Annotated in this window: 15 protein-coding genes; 10 read left to right on the top strand and 5 right to left on the bottom strand. The window is 59.8% G+C overall.

Annotated features, from left to right (window positions below; translation table 11 throughout):
• Positions 1–328 precede the first annotated feature (328 nt).
• The 7 genes from FKG95_RS17295 to FKG95_RS17265 all read left to right on the top strand — a co-directional run bounded on the left by FKG95_RS17295 (position 329) and on the right by FKG95_RS17265 (position 7,249).
• Positions 329–1,300, top strand: a complete 972-nt coding sequence (locus tag FKG95_RS17295) for a Bug family tripartite tricarboxylate transporter substrate binding protein (protein WP_179954142.1) — start codon at positions 329–331, stop codon at positions 1,298–1,300.
• Positions 1,301–1,372: 72 nt separating this feature from the next.
• Positions 1,373–1,921: a tripartite tricarboxylate transporter TctB family protein gene (locus FKG95_RS17290; RefSeq protein WP_142897660.1), complete on the top strand. Its 549-nt coding sequence runs from the start codon at positions 1,373–1,375 to the stop codon at positions 1,919–1,921.
• A 4-nt stretch (positions 1,922–1,925) separates the two neighbouring features.
• Complete coding sequence (locus FKG95_RS17285; RefSeq protein ID WP_142897659.1) at positions 1,926–3,425, top strand: tripartite tricarboxylate transporter permease; 1,500 nt, start codon at positions 1,926–1,928, stop codon at positions 3,423–3,425.
• 3 nt (positions 3,426–3,428) lie between these two features.
• Entirely contained in the window at positions 3,429–4,601 is a 1,173-nt protein-coding gene (locus FKG95_RS17280; protein WP_142897658.1) for an L-rhamnonate dehydratase, read from the top strand.
• Entirely contained in the window at positions 4,598–5,509 is a 912-nt protein-coding gene (locus FKG95_RS17275) for a dihydrodipicolinate synthase family protein (RefSeq protein ID WP_142897657.1), read from the top strand. The genes FKG95_RS17280 and FKG95_RS17275 overlap by 4 nt, the downstream gene beginning before the upstream one ends.
• A 1-nt stretch (position 5,510) precedes the next feature.
• Positions 5,511–6,221, top strand: coding sequence for a GntR family transcriptional regulator (locus FKG95_RS17270; RefSeq protein ID WP_142897656.1), 711 nt, complete (start codon positions 5,511–5,513; stop codon positions 6,219–6,221).
• Positions 6,218–7,249 (top strand): 4-hydroxythreonine-4-phosphate dehydrogenase PdxA, encoded by a 1,032-nt coding sequence (locus FKG95_RS17265; RefSeq protein ID WP_142897655.1) that lies wholly within the window; start codon positions 6,218–6,220, stop codon positions 7,247–7,249. Before FKG95_RS17270 ends, FKG95_RS17265 begins: the two co-directional genes overlap by 4 nt.
• Before the next feature lie 85 nt (positions 7,250–7,334).
• Here the strand turns inward: FKG95_RS17265 and FKG95_RS17260 are convergent, their stop codons facing one another.
• From FKG95_RS17260 to FKG95_RS17250, 3 genes are all read right to left on the bottom strand, one after another.
• Entirely contained in the window at positions 7,335–7,868 is a 534-nt protein-coding gene (locus FKG95_RS17260; protein ID WP_142897654.1) for a SixA phosphatase family protein, read from the bottom strand.
• Positions 7,869–7,894: 26 nt separating this feature from the next.
• Complete coding sequence (locus FKG95_RS17255; RefSeq protein ID WP_142897653.1) at positions 7,895–8,770, bottom strand: haloalkane dehalogenase; 876 nt, start codon at positions 8,768–8,770, stop codon at positions 7,895–7,897.
• A gap of 80 nt (positions 8,771–8,850) precedes the next feature.
• Positions 8,851–11,148 carry a mechanosensitive ion channel family protein gene (locus FKG95_RS17250; RefSeq protein WP_218940255.1) on the bottom strand — a complete coding sequence of 766 codons (2,298 nt, stop codon included), beginning with the start codon at positions 11,146–11,148 and terminating at the stop codon, positions 8,851–8,853.
• Between the two features lie 224 nt (positions 11,149–11,372).
• Between FKG95_RS17250 and FKG95_RS17245 the strand changes: the two genes are divergently transcribed.
• A complete protein-coding gene (locus FKG95_RS17245; RefSeq protein WP_142897651.1) occupies positions 11,373–12,647 on the top strand; it encodes an MFS transporter in 1,275 nt (424 codons plus the stop codon).
• 21 nt (positions 12,648–12,668) lie between these two features.
• On the opposite strand, the gene FKG95_RS17240 is transcribed toward FKG95_RS17245, so the two are convergent.
• Complete coding sequence (locus FKG95_RS17240; protein WP_142897650.1) at positions 12,669–14,180, bottom strand: AMP nucleosidase; 1,512 nt, start codon at positions 14,178–14,180, stop codon at positions 12,669–12,671.
• Between the two features lie 137 nt (positions 14,181–14,317).
• Entirely contained in the window at positions 14,318–14,785 is a 468-nt protein-coding gene (locus tag FKG95_RS17235) for a hypothetical protein (protein WP_142897649.1), read from the bottom strand.
• Between the two features lie 309 nt (positions 14,786–15,094).
• Between FKG95_RS17235 and FKG95_RS17230 the strand changes: the two genes are divergently transcribed.
• A complete protein-coding gene (locus FKG95_RS17230) occupies positions 15,095–15,655 on the top strand; it encodes a pseudouridine synthase (RefSeq protein ID WP_142897648.1) in 561 nt (186 codons plus the stop codon).
• Between the two features lie 49 nt (positions 15,656–15,704).
• Complete coding sequence (locus FKG95_RS17225; protein ID WP_142897647.1) at positions 15,705–16,589, top strand: spermine/spermidine synthase domain-containing protein; 885 nt, start codon at positions 15,705–15,707, stop codon at positions 16,587–16,589.
• Positions 16,590–16,605 lie beyond the last annotated feature (16 nt).

Genomic DNA, 16,605 nt, shown 5'->3' with positions numbered 1-16,605 from the left:
CAATGTCGATCGCGTTTTCAGTCTCTCACCCTCAAAGAAACGCGGGCTCAACCGGGCGAGAGTGCCCGGCAATCACATGGCCAGTGTGTGATCGCTATATGGCCCTGGGCCCGGAGCGGTAGACTGTAAGACTGAGCAGCGCGCCCCGGGCTTCCACGGCACTCCACCCAGACCCCTGTCAAAGCTTGCCCGAGTCATCGGACCGGCCTCTGGATCCGCAGAAGCCTGCGGTGATTCCAATTCATTCTTGACAAGTTTGATATTTGGTATGCCAAATGTCATTCAGGTCAAGGCAGAGTCGCCATAAGGCCAAAAAAGGGAGGACAAGATGAAAAACACTTTTGCGTTCCGGACAGCTTTTGCGATGGCTGCCGTGGCCGTATTGCTTCCGGCGACGGACAAGCTCGCCGAGGCTGAAGACTTTCCGTCCAAGACGATCGAAGTGGTTACGCATGCCGGCAACGGCGGAGGAACCGATGTCACAACGCGCATGATGATGATGCGCGCCCGCCGTGAACTCGGGCAGGACATGGTGGTTGTGAACAAGCGCGGCGGCGGCGGCGCGGCAGCGCTGGAGTACTATAAAACCCTGCCGGCGGATGGTTACACAATCCTGACCTTCACCGTCGGCCACGCAGCCGTGGTTGCCAAGGGGCAGGGCGGCATGACCATCGACGAACTGCGTCCGATTGCGCGCGGGACGGACGATCCGCAAATCCTCATGACCAAGTGCGGCGTCTACAGCAATGCCGAGGATTTTGTGGCCAAGCAGAAAGCCTCGCCGATCACCTATGGGGTTACCCATCTGGGAAACATCGATGACGTCTCGGCCTTCATGTTCGCCAAGAAGGGCGGAATGATGACGCCCAAGATGCTGCCGTTCGACGGCGGCGCGGAACTGGCCACGCAACTTGTTGCGGGCGCGGTCGATGCGGCCGTGTTGAATCTTGCCGAAGCGAGCGCGCAGATCGAAGCGGGCGAGATCTGCCCGACCGTTGTATTGGCGGACGAGCGGATGGCCAAGATTGAGGACGTACCGACAGCCAAGGAGCTGGGTATCCCGGTCAGTTTCTCAACGGTCCGCGGTTTCGCGGTTCATAAAGATACGCCGGATGATGTGGCTCAAAAAATTGAGGCGGCTCTTTTGAAGGCGATGAACCACACGGTTTATCAGGGGTTCCTGACCTCGGTCGGTCTTGATGCAACATCCGTTGCCGGCTCGGATGTTTGGGGACCGCAGATCGAAACCACGGTGAACGATATGAATGCGGCTCTGAAAGAGCTGGGCTTCATCGAGTAACGCCCTGTCCACTCAGGTACGGCGGGCCCTTCCTGCCGTACCTTTTTTTCCTTCAAGATGGACAAAACAGAAATGCCGCAGCGTTCTCATGAGGATTCGGCTCAACAGGGTTTGACCCAAGGGGACTTACCCCAGCGTGATTTATCCCAGCATGATTTACCGGGGCGTGACTGGCACCGTTTTGAGCGCTGGTTCATCCCTTGCCTGATCATCGCTTTTTGCATGGTGGCCTTTTGGCTGACCACAACCTTCAAGACGATGCCGCCGATCCTGAAGCGCGGTATTCAGCCCTCGGATTTTCCGCAGCTCTTGCTCGGTCTTCTCGTTCTGCTGACGCTTTTCATGGTCTGGAAAGATCCGATCCGCGTCAAAGAGCGCATGCACCGCAGCACCTGGGGCACGATCCTGCTCTTTGCCGTATTCGCGGCGACGACGGCGATTGATCTCTTCCTCGCTCTGGCGATCTTCGCCGTTGCAATGGCGGCCTACTGGGGAGAGCGGCGGGTGCCGATGCTGGGGCTGGTGGGGCTCGTCGTCCCGGTGGCGATATTCTTCATCTTTGATCAAGTCTTTGAGATCCGCTTTCCCCGCGGGCTCCTGACCAACCTCTGGTACGGGTAACGCAATGGATCCCTTGATCAACGGACTGATTTCGCTCGCAGACCCTTATCTGCTTTTATTGCTCTTGATTGCGACGATCGGCGGTGTCGTCATCGGTGCCTTGCCGGGTTTGAACGCCACAACGGGCGCGGCCCTGCTGTTGCCTTTTACCCTGACCATGGATCCCGTTCCCGCCATCGCCACCATGACGGCCATCTACTGCTCCGCGACCTTTGCCGGTGCCATCACGGCGATCCTGATCAACACACCCGGGACGGCGGCGAGCGCGACAACCTGCCTTGACGGCTATCCGCTGGCCCGGCGGGGCGAGGCGGGACGCGCACTTGGGATGGCTGTCGTATCCTCGACCTTCGGCGGTATTTTCAGCGTTTTGTGTTTGATGCTGGCGGCGCCCCTTCTGGCGCGGGCGGCCTACAATTTCTCGCCGCCGGAATACTTCGCGCTGACACTCTTCGGACTCTCCATGCTTGCCTCGATTGGTGACGGTTCGGCGTTGAAGAACCTGATCGCCGGCGGCCTGGGCATCCTGATCGCCATGATCGGCGTCGACAACCTGACGTCGGTCGAGCGTTTCACCTTCGGCTCCTACGAGCTCTACGAGGGGATCGGGTTTGTTCCCGTGATGATCGGCGTATTCGGGATTTCGGAACTCCTGGTGCAATCCCAGCAGTTGCATGTCAAACGTGAAGCGATCCGCATGAAGTCGGTGGAACTGCCTGGACGTGCGGACTACAAAAAAACCTGGCGGACCATTCTGCGCTCTTCGGGCATCGGCACCTTCATCGGTATTCTTCCGGCCGAGGGCGCCACCGTCGCGTCGATGATCGGCTACAACGAAGCCAAGCGCTGGTCGCGCAACTCCGGAGAGTTCGGCAAGGGCGCAATCGAGGGTGTGGCAGGATCGGAGGCCGCCAACAACGCGGCGACCGGCGGCGCGATGGTGCCCACGTTGGCCCTGGGCATTCCCGGCAGTGCGACCGCCGCTGTTATTCTGGCGGGGCTGATGGTGCATGGTCTGAGGCCCGGCCCGGCAATGTTCACGGAACAGGCCGATTTCGCCTATGCGATCTTCTGGTCGATGATGCTGGTCAACATTCTTTTTCTCATCATCGGCCTGCGGGGCGCGAAGGTTTTTGCGCGGGTGACGCTCATTCCGGTTCAGGTGCTCTGGCCCTCGGTCTTCGTCTTTTCCATCGTCGGAGCCTACGCGCTGGACCAGTCGATGTTTGATGTTTGGGTCGCGCTGGGCTCCGGTGTGATCGGTTACTTCATGCGCCGCTATGGCTTTTCCGTCGTGCCCCTGGCCATCGGCCTGATCCTGGGCGGAATGCTGGAACAGCGTCTCGGCCAGTCCATGGTGATGCTCGACGAAAAGTGGTGGCTGATGTTCACACGACCCCTGACGCTGCTGTTTTTGGTGCTGACGGCACTGGCCCTGTTCGGACCCGCACTATGGGGTCGGCTGGTCAAGCGCCGGGCACCGCTTGAATCCTCCGGAGAATAGGATATGACCCGAATTAAATCCGTAAGAGCGCGTGTCTGGAACTGGACCGGCCCCACAGTGCCGCCGAGCGGTAATTTCTGCAGCAATGCCTCGGATGCTTTGTGGGACAAGGGAGACGCCATGTCGTCGTTCCGCTTCCACCAATGGCTGACCTGCGAAGTCGAGACCGAGGACGGCACGATCGGAATCGGCAACGCGGCCCTGGCACCAACAGTGGTCAAGAAGGCGATCGACGACTGGTATGCCGCGCTGGTGATCGGTGAAGATCCCTTCGACTACGCCTATATCTGGGAGAAGATGTACCGCCGGACCCACGCCTGGGGACGGCGCGGCATCGGCATGACGGCGATTTCGGCAATCGACATTGCGATCTGGGATCTCATGGGCAAGCTGACCGGTAAGCCGGTCTTCAAGCTTCTCGGTGGCCGCACCAAGGAGAAGATCCCGGTTTACTATTCCAAACTCTATGCCGGTCCCGTCGAGACCATGCAGGCTGAAGCCGAAGCGGCACTGAAGCAAGGCTATCAGGGGTTCAAATCCCGCTTCGGGTACGGTCCCAAGGACGGCATGTCGGGGATGCGCGAGAACCTGAAGCGGGTCGAAGCGTTGCGCGAAGTGATCGGCTATGACCGTGACCTGATGCTCGAGGCCTATATGGGCTGGAACCTCGACTACACCCGCCGCATGTTGCCGAAGCTGGAAAAGTACGAGCCGCGCTGGTTGGAGGAACCCGTAATCGCCGACGACATCCGGGGGTATGCCGAACTCAACAAAGGCCCGATCCCGATCTCCGGCGGCGAGCATGAATTCGGCCTTCTGGGCTGTGCACAGCTTTTGCAATCCGGGGCCGTGAGCGTCCTGCAATACGATACCAACCGCGTGGGCGGTGTTACGGCAGCGCAAAAGATCAACGCTGTCGCCGAGGCGCATCAGGTGCCCGTGATCCCGCACGCCGGACAGATGCACAATTATCACCTGACAATGGCCAACCTGAATTGCCCGATCAGCGAGTATTTCCCAGTCTTCGATGTGGAAGTCGGCAACGAACTATTCTACTACATCTTCGATGGAGAACCGGTCGCCAGGGACGGTTACCTGCAATTGGATGACGATACGCCGGGTCTGGGTATCTCGATCAGCGACAAGCACCTGGAGAATTTTGAGGTCATGGAATGAAACCCTACAACGGCATCTGGCCGGTTGCGCCGACAGCTTTCAATCCGGACGGCACGCTCGATGACGACGGCAATCGCCGTGTGATGGACTGTATGATCGACCAGGGCGTCGACGGCCTCTGTATCCTGGCCAATTACTCCGAGCAGTTCCTCTTGTCGGATGCCGAGCGCGAGACCCTGACCCGGCTCAGCCTGGAACACGTCGCGGGCCGCGTACCGGTCATCGTGACCATCAGCCATTTTGCAACCGACATCGCCGTTGCCCGCGCGCGGCAGGCCAAGGATATGGGGGCCGATATTGTGATGATGATGGCCCCTTACCATGGCGCATTGCTGAAGGGCGCGCCCACCCAGATCTTCGAGCAGTTTGCCAGGGTGGGCGAAGTCGGCATTCCGATCATGCTGCAGGATGCGCCTTTGTCGGGCGTCGAGCTCGACGTTCCGCTCCTGGCCAGAATGGCGCGCGAGATCGAGATGTTGAAGCTGCTGAAGATCGAAAGCGTGGGTACCGCGGCCAAACTGCGTGCTCTGCTGGCCACGGCCGGCGATCATATCGACGGGCCCTTCGACGGCGAGGAAGGCATCACCCTGCTGGCCGATCTGGATGCCGGAGCAACAGGCACCATGACCTCGGCGACGATCCCCGACCAGATCAAGCCGGTTGTGACACATCATCTGGCCGGCGACCGCGACAAGGCGCGGGAGGCCTACGCGCGGGTTCTGCCCGTCATCAATCACGAGAACCGCCAGTGCGGTTTCCGCGCCGCGAAGGAGACGATGCTTGAGGGCGGGGTGATCAAATCCGCCTTCTGCCGTCATCCTATCGTGCCCTTGCCACCCGAGCCCCTTGCAGCGTTGATGGAACTGCTGCGCCCGCTCGACCCGGTCGCATTGCGGTGGGGTAAGTAGCATGTCGGCGGCGTCCTGGGCATCGGAACTGCGGGCACTCGGTGCGATATCACCGCGCAAAAGCCTTGCGGAAGAGGCTGCTGACACGCTGCGCGAATTCATTCTCCTGGGCAAGCTCAAGGCCGGCATGCCGGTCCCCGAACGGGATTTGGCCGAGGCGCTGGGCATCAGCCGAACACCATTGAAGGAAGCCTTGCGCATCCTCGAACATGAAGGACTGGTGGTCTACGGCCCGACCCGCAGGCCTCGTGTTGCCGATCCCTCGCTCGAGGAACTCGCACAAAATCTTGCGCTTCTGGGCGCGCTGGAGGCTTTCGCGGGAGAGCTTGCCTGCGCAAACGCGACGGACGATGAAATCCAGCACGTGGTCCAACTCAGCCGGAAAATGGGATCGGCCCCGCCGGATACCGATCCGCTCGAGTTCTTCCGTTGGGATATGGAATTTCATCAGACGATCGTCAGGGCGGCCCGAAACACGCCGCTGCTGGAAACCCATAAAACACTGAATGCGCGGCTTTGGCGTGCCCGCTTCATATCCTCGAAGCTGCGCACCGGGCGCGACAGTACCCTCGGCCAGCACGAGGACGTCTCGGTTGCCCTGCAGGCCCGCAATGGCAAGGACTGCGCGCAGCATCTGCGCCGGCATCTCGAGACCGCGATCACCAACATTGCCGCCGCTCAGGCGATTCTTCAGGAAGAGGAGAAGAAATGACCAAAAAGACCATCGCGTTGATCCAGGGCGACCCGGGCGGCATAGGCCCTGAACTTCTTGTGCGGCTGCTGCGCGAAGCGGAGGTGCGCGCCTCCGCGAATCTGGTCGTCATTGGTGCGCCGGAAATCTTTGTCCGGGGCGAGGCACAGCTGGGAACGAAAATCGAAGCTGTCCGCCACGCCGCTATTGATGCCGTTACCGATATTGCGGAGGGCGAGATCCTGCATCTTGATCTCGAGATCGACGGCATCGGTGACGTGCCCGTTGCAGAGGTCTCGGCCCAGGGTGGGATATCGTCGATCGCAGGCCTGAAAAAGGCGTTTGAGCTCTTCAGAGATGGACATATCGACGGCGCCGTCTTCATGCCCTTCAACAAAAGCTCAATGCATATGGGCGGCAACGACTTCACCGACGAACTTGGCTTTGCTCACGACTTCTTCGGGCTCACGACGCCCGCCAGTGAATTCAATGTTGCGAAAGGCATGTGGAACGGACGCATCACCAGCCATGTCGCGATGAAAGACGTGCCTAAGCTTCTGACCATTGAACGCATCGAGGAAGGCATCCATCTGACGGACCGCACCTTGAAGATGGCCGGATACGAGCGCCCTCGGATTGTGGTCGCCGCATACAATCCCCATGCGGGCGATGGCGGACTGATGGGGGATGAGGAAACCCGGGTGATTGGCCCTGCCGTCGAACGGGCACGGCAAAAACAGGTGAACTGCACGGGTCCGCTGCCCGCCGATACGCTCTGGCTCAAGGTGCGTGACGGCGAGTACGATGCGGTGGTCACCATGTATCACGATCAGGGTCAGATCGCCATCAAGCTGCTGGGCTTCGACAGGGGTGTCTCGGTCCTGGCCGGGCTGCCGCTGCCGCTCACCACGCCGGCCCACGGCACAGCTTTCGATATCGCGGGACAGGCCTGCGCCAACCTGGTACCGACGCAGAATGCCTTTTCCATGTGTTTGAACATGGCAAGCAATCGCAACGCGACCGAGGGTGTCGAAACCGAAGTGGCGTGAGCGGTCCCGGTTCGTCGCTTGCCGGCTCAGGTTTGACAGGCGGGGCAGGCGGTATGGCGCCCGCTTCAAGCTGACCCGGCTGATCTCAATGCGTTTCTTCGCAGACCAGATCCCGCGGCTTGATAAAGTAAGTCAAGGTGCCGTCACCGGGCGATAGATCCCGCCAGGCGCCGATGTCCAGATCGAAGGCCGCCAAGGCCGCCGTGGGGTACTTTTCGTTCAGATCGGCGAGCAGGCGGCGAGGCGACTCGGGGCCGGCAATGTGCGATGCCAGGGCCTCGGTTCCAGGGTTATGCCCGATCATCAGGATCGACTCGAAATCGTCGGACTGCTGACGGATGATCTTGAGCAATTTGGCGGGAGACGCCATGTAGAGATCCAGGCGGTGCTCCACAATGTGCTTCTTGGGCAGATTTTCGGCGATGAGCTCATAGGTTTGCGCGGCACGCCTGGCCGTCGAGCAGAGCACGAGACCCGGCTTTATCTTCAGCCGGGCGATTTCCTGTCCCATTCTGGGCGCCGCTTTCTGACCGCGTGGGGCCAGGGGCCGTTCGAAATCCCCGTTGGCGGGCGTTTTCCAGTCTGACTTGGCGTGACGCAGAAGATAGAGTTTTTTCATATACAGAGTGCCGTTTGCTCGAAGCTTCAGAGGTCTCTATGCCAGGCCGCCAGGGCCTGACCGATCTCCTCGGGCGAATCTTCCTGAATAAAGTGGCTGCCGGCAACCGTCACCTCGCTCTGATTGGTCCAGCTGCGGCAGAAATCGCGTTGCGCGCCGACCAGGATCGCCCCTGGCTCGGCGTTGATGAAGAGTTTGGGCAAATCGTTCTCTGCCATCCACTCCGCATAATCCGAGACGATCTGAACCACGTCTTCCGGCTCGCCGGATAGCGGGATTTGACGTGGCCAAGTGAGCGTCGGGCGCCGGTCTTCACCGGCCTCCGCGAAGGGACGGCGGTACACCGCCATTTCAGCCTCGGTGAGACCGCGCAACACTGATCCCGGCAAAACCTTCTCAACGAAGATGTTCTTCTGCAGGACCATCGCTTCGCCGGCATCCGAGCGAAAGCCCTCGAAAAGCGGTGTGATCGCTTCGGGCCAGTCGTCCCAACTGACGGGCCGTACGATGCCTTCCATGTAGGCGATGCCTTTCACCGCACCAGGATGACGGCGCGCCCAATCGAACCCGAGCGCAGACCCCCAGTCGTGGATCACGAGAGTGACGTTTTCTCCCACCCCAATGGCGTCAAGGAGCGCGTCGAGATACTTGCGGTGTTCGACGAAGCGGTAGGAACCAGGCCCACTGTCATCGAGTTTCTCCGAATCGCCCATTCCGATCAGATCTGGCGCGATACAGCGGCCGCGATCCGCCAAATGCGGCATGATGTTACGCCAGAGGTAGGACGAGGTCGGATTGCCGTGCAGAAAGACAATCGGGTCGCCTTCGCCGATCTCGACATAGGCCATTTCCTTGCCCAGCACAGTGACGCGTTCTTTTGGCAGTTCTTCACTGGATGTCATCAGAGCTCGTCCTTGAACTGATTCCTGCACGACAGAGTAAATCGGGTTCTCGAACAACGGAGGGCCCGAACAGCTTATCGTTACGCCCCCTGGACCTGACCGTCGTCGGACATGGCCGCGGCGGCGGCTTCCTCGATTCGCTTTTTCATATCCGGATTTTCGTTCATGGACTCCGGAATATCCACCAGAACCCGACGATGAGCGAACTCGATGCCGTTTTCGTGAAAGGCCTCCTGTACCCGGCGGTAGACTTCCTTGCGGATCATGAACTGTTCACCCGGTTTCGCCTTGAATTTGGCGCGCAGGATCATGGCGGAATCCTCCATGGCCTTCACGCCCTGGGACTTCAGCGGCTCCAGGAAACCGGATCCCAGGATTTCGTCCTCCAGCAATTCGGAGCCAATGCGCTTGAAGATCTTCTTCACCTTGTTGATGTCGGTGTCGTAGGTGACGCGGAACTCCAGCTTCATAATAACCCAGTCGCGGCTGTAGTTGGTCAGGTACTTGATCTCGCCGAAGGGAACGGTGTGCAGCGGACCCCGGTGATGGCGCAGAACCAGGGAGCGCACGTTGATCGCTTCGACCGTGCCCTTCACATCGCCGATATCCACGTACTCGCCGATCCGGAAGGCATCATCGACCAGAAAGAAGACGCCTGAGACGATGTCTTTCACGAGGGTCTGTGCGCCAAAGCCGATGGCGATACCGATCACACCGGCGCCGGCCAGGAGCGGTCCGACGTTCACACCCAGCGCCGAGAGGATGACCATGACCGCCATGACCAGGATGGTGATGAAAAGGAATTTCCGTAAGAGCGGGAGGAGGGTGGCCAGGCGCGTCGCGCCTTTACCGCCGCCTTCGCCCTCTCTCTCGACAATTTCATCACCGCCGTCGGCTTTGATCCGCCGGTCGATGGCATGCTGCGCCACTTCCCAGATGACATAGGCGATCAGAAGGGTGAAGCCGATCTCGACGATGGCACGGATCGCCGATGCCCCGAGACCACCGGCAGAGATGGCAAAAATATCGATGCCCCAAAGTCTGGCGAACACCAGAACCGCGAGGATCACCAGCAACAAACGAATGGCGCGAAAGACGATCCGCAGATAGCCGTAACCTGCGCTGTCCGGTTTGACGCTGTCACTGATAATCTGACGCAGGGTGTAGTCGATCAGAGGGACCGCGACGACGATCAAGAAGCTGCCCATACCGGCAAAGGTGACGCGGTCATGACCGATCAGCGCTGTGGCCATGGCAATGATGAAGATGGCCAGGACATAGGCGATCGCGAGCAGGTGCCAGAACTGACTGAAGATCGTCCGCAGGCGGTCACCGACGGTCTCGGGCGCGCCCTGACAGGCAATCAGACGTGCGACGTCGCGTCTGTCGCTCCAGATAAAACCGATCAGCAGCAGAGAAAAGGTAGAGCCGACGGCAATATGGAAAAGACTGCTCAGATTGGGGTCCATGCCGTAAGGGCGCAAGAGGTTGCCGCCCATGAAGAGGAACGAGAACGCAGCGAGGCATAGGAATTGCGCGTGCAGCCGTTGCGAAAAATCGTCGTCGAAGGGCAGGCACCTCAGCGATGGTGTCTGTGGGGCCAGGAGAAAGCGCGAAATCAGGGATACGCTGCGCATGACGACGGCGGCGCTGACCATAGTCAGTACCAGCAATCGCACCGGAGGGTGGCCCTGATAAAGGGCAAAGAAGCAGGCAAGTGCGACGAGGGCAAAGACGCCTATCGCAACCACGTCGAGTACGACCCGTAGCAGCAGATACCCCGCTTTGCCCGCAGTTGTAACAGGCGCCGCCTGATCGATCTCCCGACGCAGCTTTTCGGTGATGCGCCGAAAGCCGAATTCCGCCGCCGCGCCTGCGCCGAATATGAACGCGAAGCCCGCAGCGAGGATCAGGAAGAATTCGCCGCCGCGCCCCGGCGGCGCGACATGATCGGCAAAGCTGGATAGCAGTTCCGGAAAGCGTGGCGCCGAGGCCAGGACCGCCGCCAGCCGCTCGCGGACGATATGGGCGTTGGTCTCGAAGTCCGAGATCATGCCTGCGGAGTTGGCGTCGCTGCCTGCAGCGGAATTCTGATCGAGGAAATCCACCATCAGCTGCCGGACTTCGCTGTCGCTCAGGCGTGCCAGCAGGTCTCTTCGTTCGGCAGCGGTCAGTTCGCCGCTGAGCAGGGACGGCTGCGCGTCCGTTTCGCTCGAGGTTTGAGAGGGGACGCCCGGCAGGCTTTGCGCCGACACCGGTGATGCGGGAAGCGTCGTTGCCTGTATGGCTAGAAGCAGAAACGCCAGCCAGAAGATCTGCGAAATGCCTCTTCCCGCCACTTTGGGAATTTCAACGCCAGATATCACGACCGACTCCATTGCCTGCACAGTCCTCTCCGAGCTTAGCATGATCGTTGTGACGCGAACAAAATCACTGAGACGTGGCAATGAACGCTGTTCGGGGGGGGGGCGTGAGGTGAAAGGGGGCGCAAGTTAACCGTACGTAATTCCGATGGACAAGCCGCAAAGCCGGGGTCAACATCTCGCAATAGTTTGGAAGACTCGCGAATTCACTTTTCTTCGACCCACCTTCGGCTCTCAGGATGCTTAAAACCCTCTCGTCGATCGCGGCACTGCTTCTTGCGATCGCCTATCTGGCGCTTGGGAACGGCCTTTTCTCGACCCTTCTTTCGGTGCGCTCAAGTCTTCAGTTCGGCTCGACCGAGACGACCGGCGCGATCATGTCGTCCTATTTTCTTGGTTTGGTCATCGGCGTATTCTGGTGCCGTGAGGTAATCCGAAAGGTCGGCCATATCAGAGCCTTCGCTGCTTTTGCGGCGCTGCTTTCCATTCTGCCCCTGTGCCACGCTTTTGTAGTCAATCCCTGGGCCTGGGCTGTTTTCCGGGTGATCGCCGGGCTGTGCCTGTCCGGTGTCTTCATGGTCGCCGAAAGCTGGATCAATGAACGGGCTACCAACCAGATCCGCGGGCAGGTCCTCTCCATCTACATGATCACTTTTTATCTGGCCCTGGGCAGCGGGCAGTTTCTGATCAATCTGGACGACACCCAAAAGGTGAGCCTTTTCGTGCTGGTGTCGGTCCTCTTCTCTGTTGCCATCATTCCGATTTCGCTCACTCAGTCCGAGGCGCCTGCGCCGGTTCCCAAAATCAGCTTCGGAGTCACGGATCTCTTTAAGCTCTCGCCACTTGCCGTGGTGGGCTGCGCCGTGGCCGGGATCTCCAACGCGGCCTTTTACGGCATGGGTCCCGTCTTCGCCAAGGAGGCGGGGCTGCCCTTGAGCGGCGTTTCCATTTTCATGGGCATGACCATTTTCGGCGGCCTGGTTCTACAGTGGCCGCTGGGCAAACTCTCCGATCACTTCGACCGGCGGCACATCATCATGGTTCTGGCGGCCCTGATCGGTTTGACTTGCCTGGGAATGGCGCTGATGGCCGGGGTTGATCCCATGGCGATCTACGCGCTCACTGCCGTTTTCGGTGGCGCCGCCTTCGCCCTGCATCCGGTTTGCACGGCCCACGCCAACGACTTTCTGGACGCGGAACAGCGGGTCAATGCAGCGGGCGGGCTGATGGTCGTCTACGGCTGCGCTGCGGCTGCGGGGCCTTTGATCGCCGCAACGGTGATGGGTTTCGCCGGAGCCGGAGGACTCTACTACTGCATCGCAACGGTTCAGGTGATGTTGTTCGGCTTTGCGCTTTACCGCGCATCGTCGCGCAGGACCATTCTGCGGGTCTTGCGGCGCCCGCTGGTCTTCGCGCCGCGCATGACGACCGTAATCGCCCATGTCGCATCCGCGCGAAACCAGGAGCCTGACCCCGCATCCGGGAGTGACGGCAAAGATCCCGCGGGGAGCTAAATCCGCCCCCAAGACTCTCGCTTATCGGAACGCGGCTTCGGCGAAGCTGCGCAGCTTGCGGGTATGCAGACGTTCGGGCTTGAATTCCCGCAGCATTTCCATGGCGCGGATTCCGATCATCAGGTGCTGGTCGACCTGACGCCGGTAAAAGCTGTTGGCCATGCCGGGCAGCTTGATCTCGCCGTGGATGGGTTTGTCCGACACACAGAGCAGCGTTCCGTACGGCACCCGGAAGCGAAAGCCGTTGGCGGCGATGGTGGCCGATTCCATATCCAGGGCGATGGCCCGGCTCTGGTTCAAGCGCTTCACGATTTCCGCCTGCGCCAAGAGTTCCCAATTTCGGTCGTCGATGGTGGCCACCGTTCCTGTGCGCATGACCTGTTTCAGGTCGTAGTCGTTGAGACCGGTCGTTTCGGCCACGGCGCTCTCCAGCGCCTTCTGCATTTCAGCCAGCGCGGGGACGGGAACCGAGATGGGCAGATCGTGATCGAGCACATGATCGTCCCGCACATAGCCGTGTGCCAGCACGTAGTCGCCCAGCTTCTGCGCGCGCCGCAATCCGGCGCAATGGCCGAGCATCAGCCAGGCATGGGGCCGTAGCACGGCAACGTGGTCGGTAATGGTCTTGGCGTTCGAGGGGCCGACACCGATGTTGATCAGTGTGATGCCGCGGTTGTCGGGGCACTTCAGATGATAGGCGGGCATCTGCGGCATGCGCGCCGGCGGCGTTCCCTGTTCCACCTCCCCGACAGTGTTCTGCATGGTTCGGTTCGGGGTGACCACATCGCCGGGCTCGACGAAAGCCGAATAGTGGCTGCGCCGTGCATCTTCCTCGGTGCCGGTCATCATTTCATGGCAAAACGCAACGAAGGCTTCCACGTAAAACTGGTAGTTCGTGAAGATGACGAAGTTCTGGAAATGCTCCGGCGAGGTCGCGGTATAGTGCTTGAGCCGGTGGAGGCTGTAGTCCACACGCGGGCCGGTGAAGAGGGCCAGTGGCCGCGGCCGGTTGGGTGCGACTTCGTAGATCCCGTTGACAATGCTGTCGTCAATCATCGTCAGATCCGGCAGGTCGAAGACGTCACCCATGGTGCTGTAGCGTTCCGACGTCAGATTGCCCTCGATGTGTATGCCCTCGGCAAAGGAAAACTGCAGGGGGATCGGCATGTCGGAGACGCCGATTTCCAATGGCGCTTCGTGGTTTTTCAGAAGCAGACGAAACTGTTCGCGCAGATAGTCCTTGAAGAGGTCCGGCCGGGTCAGAGTGGTGCCGTGGACACCGGGCCCCGCGAGAAAACCGTATGACAGGCGTGTATCTACCTTGGCAGCAGTGGTGGTACGGGTCTGTACATAGGGGTAGCAGGCACGCACCCGTCCGGAGATGTCTTCGCCGCGCTGGTAGGCCGCAAACTGTGTCCGGAGTTCCTGGGTGCTGCTGCGGTAAATCTCGTCGACCCGCTGCCATGCGGTGTCGGGATCATCGTAGAATTTGAGATCGCTTATGAGAGGACGTTTGGTGCTTTTTATTGTCATGGCGATTCTTAGCACAGCTTCCCGGCAGTGCGATCGTTTTTTCTTTGAGACAAGACGCACCGTGAAACGACCGCCCTCCATCGGGTGAAGGAGGGGGGGCCTTAACCCACGGTTTTGCCTGTTCTTGCGGCTTTTGGCTAAAAGACGTTGATCAGCAGGCTATAGCTCTCGCCGTCGCTGACCACGACGCGCCGGAAGCCGAAAAGCTTCAGAATATCGAGAGTGCCTGCCTTACGCGCCGCACCGCTGTCAGCGACCATCTTGAGGTTGCGCAGAGAGGGCGCGAGCTGAGTCAGATAGGCACGGGCCTGAAAACTTGTCGCCAGGGTGTGCCGATGCAGCGACATGATAACCATCTCTTCCGCGTCAAAGCCCACCAGCACGATCGCGGCCTGCGGCGGGTAGCCCCGGTTCAGCTGTTGTTCTGTCAGGGCGGCGACCAGACGTTCGCGCGTGCCGGCATCGCGATCCTGAAGCGGGTCAAAGGGGCTGATGTAGTCTTCGCTGGATGTGACTTTCGGATAGACCGGCTCCCGGTCGGTCTGGGCATATGCGGAGGCGGTGAGGGTGAAAAATACGGTTGTGACGAGAATGATCAAACGCATGACGGCTTTCGAAGCTCCTGGACTGGCACGGCGGGACAGCTGTCTGAAAATGAATTTAGCCGTGAAGTTATTAAACAAATTTAAGAACGGACAAATTGTAGGGCAACGACTCCATTGTTCCGATGTTAAGGCCGATTTTGCGGAGGGGAAGCCGCGCTGCAAACACTTGCCGACGTGTAAGAAGTCGGAGCAAACCGCCTTTTGGTTCAAATTAAGCCGATGAGCGGTTGATGAGCGGCCGATGGGAGTCTGGCGCCCGCGTGTCTTTTCCGATATCGCTTGGGAAATTCCCTATGTCCCGGAGCGCCCTTGTCCCGTTTTCGCTACATTGCTTTTCATAAACCCTATGGTGTCCTGAGCCAGTTTACCGGGGAAGCCGGTCAGAGAACGCTGGCCGAATTCGGCCTGCCGTCCGGCGTTTATGCTGCCGGGCGCCTGGATAAGGACAGTGAGGGCCTGCTGGTCCTGAGCGATGATGGCCCTTTCATCAAACGGCTACTGGATCCCGATCACGGCCATGCCCGCAGCTATCTGGTGCAGGTCGAGGGTGTGCCTCAGGCACAGGATCTGAAGAGGATGAGCCAGGGCGTCCTTATCAAGGGCTACCGGACCAGGCCCTGTCGGGTCGCGCTTGTGCCGGATCCGCCCTCGCTCGAACCACGCGACCCGCCGATCCGCGCGCGCAAGTCCATTCCGACCGCATGGGTCAGGGTTATCCTCAATGAAGGTAAGAACCGGCAGGTCAGGCGCATGACCGCAGCGGTTGGGTATCCCACTTTGCGGCTTTTGCGCGATAGCATGGGTAAGCTCCCTCTGGGCGATTTAGCACAAGGTTGCTGGCGGGAGATCCGAAGGCAGGATATTCTGTGATCTCAGAACGCGGCCGCTGCGCCGCGAAGACAAAGGTACCCCGAGAGAAATGAGCAACGGCGAAGACTACAGCAAATGGTGGCACGAGGATTCAGGCGGACTGGGCCTGACCCATGCCATGGATATGGAGTTGCTGCATAAAGAGATCAGTCCGTTCCAAAAGATTGAAATCTTCGAACACAAGACCTTCGGACGCATTCTGGTCCTCGACGGCCTGATCCAGGCGGCCCAGGCCGATGAATTTATCTATCACGAGATGGCCGTTCATGTGCCGTTGCTGGGGCGGCACCGTGACTCCGCCTCGGTCCTCATCGTAGGTGGCGGTGACGGCGGTATCCTGCGTGAAGTCTTGCGTCACAACGAAGTCGAGCGGGTCGTGATGGTCGAAATCGACCGCATGGTGATCGAGCTCTCGAACCAGTATCTGGCGATCAATGGCGACTACGGCGATCCGCGTGTTGAGTTAATCTGTGCGGATGCAGCCGATTACCTGCGCCAGCGCGCCGAAGAAGGAGAGATGTTCGATCTGATCATCCTGGATCTGACCGAGCCTGTCGGTCCGTCATCGAGCGTTTTCACGGAAGCTTTCTGCCAGGACATCGCAACCTGCGTGAAGCCGGACGGCGTCGTCTTGGATTCCGACAGCATCTTTGTGGGCAAAGACCGGGTGCAGTTCCTGCAGGAGCTCTGCGGTGACAAGGATAAAAACCTCGTCACTGTGATGCAGGAAAAGCAGTATCTGCCGCAAATCAGCGCCTTCCGCTCGATTGTGCCGCTCTATCCCGGCGCGGAATTCGGGTTCTTCCTCTACAGCAAGGACGGCTTTTCCTACGCGGAACCCTTCAGGGATTTTCAGGGACGTCACTACAACGCGGATGTCCATCGTGCGGCCTTTGCCCTGCCGACCTGGTGGCGCACAGAACTGGGTTTTTAGCCGCCGTCGCGCTCAA

Source organism: Denitrobaculum tricleocarpae, assembly GCF_007004665.1.
Classification (GTDB): Bacteria; Pseudomonadota; Alphaproteobacteria; order Kiloniellales; family Kiloniellaceae; genus Denitrobaculum; species Denitrobaculum tricleocarpae.
The sequence above is the reverse complement of the archived record's forward strand: the minus strand, read 5'-3'. Positions and strand labels throughout refer to the sequence as shown.

What these genes read in the sequence shown, in the direction of transcription:
- FKG95_RS17295 (WP_179954142.1), top strand. Translation starts at nt 329, where the DNA reads ATGAAAAACACTTTTGCGTTCCGGACAGCTTTTGCGATGGCTGCCGTG.
- FKG95_RS17290 (WP_142897660.1), top strand. Translation starts at nt 1,373, where the DNA reads ATGCCGCAGCGTTCTCATGAGGATTCGGCTCAACAGGGTTTGACCCAA.
- FKG95_RS17285 (WP_142897659.1), top strand. Translation starts at nt 1,926, where the DNA reads ATGGATCCCTTGATCAACGGACTGATTTCGCTCGCAGACCCTTATCTG.
- FKG95_RS17280 (WP_142897658.1), top strand. Translation starts at nt 3,429, where the DNA reads ATGACCCGAATTAAATCCGTAAGAGCGCGTGTCTGGAACTGGACCGGC.
- FKG95_RS17275 (WP_142897657.1), top strand. Translation starts at nt 4,598, where the DNA reads ATGAAACCCTACAACGGCATCTGGCCGGTTGCGCCGACAGCTTTCAAT.
- FKG95_RS17270 (WP_142897656.1), top strand. Translation starts at nt 5,511, where the DNA reads ATGTCGGCGGCGTCCTGGGCATCGGAACTGCGGGCACTCGGTGCGATA.
- FKG95_RS17265 (WP_142897655.1), top strand. Translation starts at nt 6,218, where the DNA reads ATGACCAAAAAGACCATCGCGTTGATCCAGGGCGACCCGGGCGGCATA.
- FKG95_RS17260 (WP_142897654.1), bottom strand. Translation starts at nt 7,868, where the DNA reads ATGAAAAAACTCTATCTTCTGCGTCACGCCAAGTCAGACTGGAAAACG.
- FKG95_RS17255 (WP_142897653.1), bottom strand. Translation starts at nt 8,770, where the DNA reads ATGACATCCAGTGAAGAACTGCCAAAAGAACGCGTCACTGTGCTGGGC.
- FKG95_RS17250 (WP_218940255.1), bottom strand. Translation starts at nt 11,148, where the DNA reads ATGGAGTCGGTCGTGATATCTGGCGTTGAAATTCCCAAAGTGGCGGGA.
- FKG95_RS17245 (WP_142897651.1), top strand. Translation starts at nt 11,373, where the DNA reads ATGCTTAAAACCCTCTCGTCGATCGCGGCACTGCTTCTTGCGATCGCC.
- FKG95_RS17240 (WP_142897650.1), bottom strand. Translation starts at nt 14,180, where the DNA reads ATGACAATAAAAAGCACCAAACGTCCTCTCATAAGCGATCTCAAATTC.
- FKG95_RS17235 (WP_142897649.1), bottom strand. Translation starts at nt 14,785, where the DNA reads ATGCGTTTGATCATTCTCGTCACAACCGTATTTTTCACCCTCACCGCC.
- FKG95_RS17225 (WP_142897647.1), top strand. Translation starts at nt 15,705, where the DNA reads ATGAGCAACGGCGAAGACTACAGCAAATGGTGGCACGAGGATTCAGGC.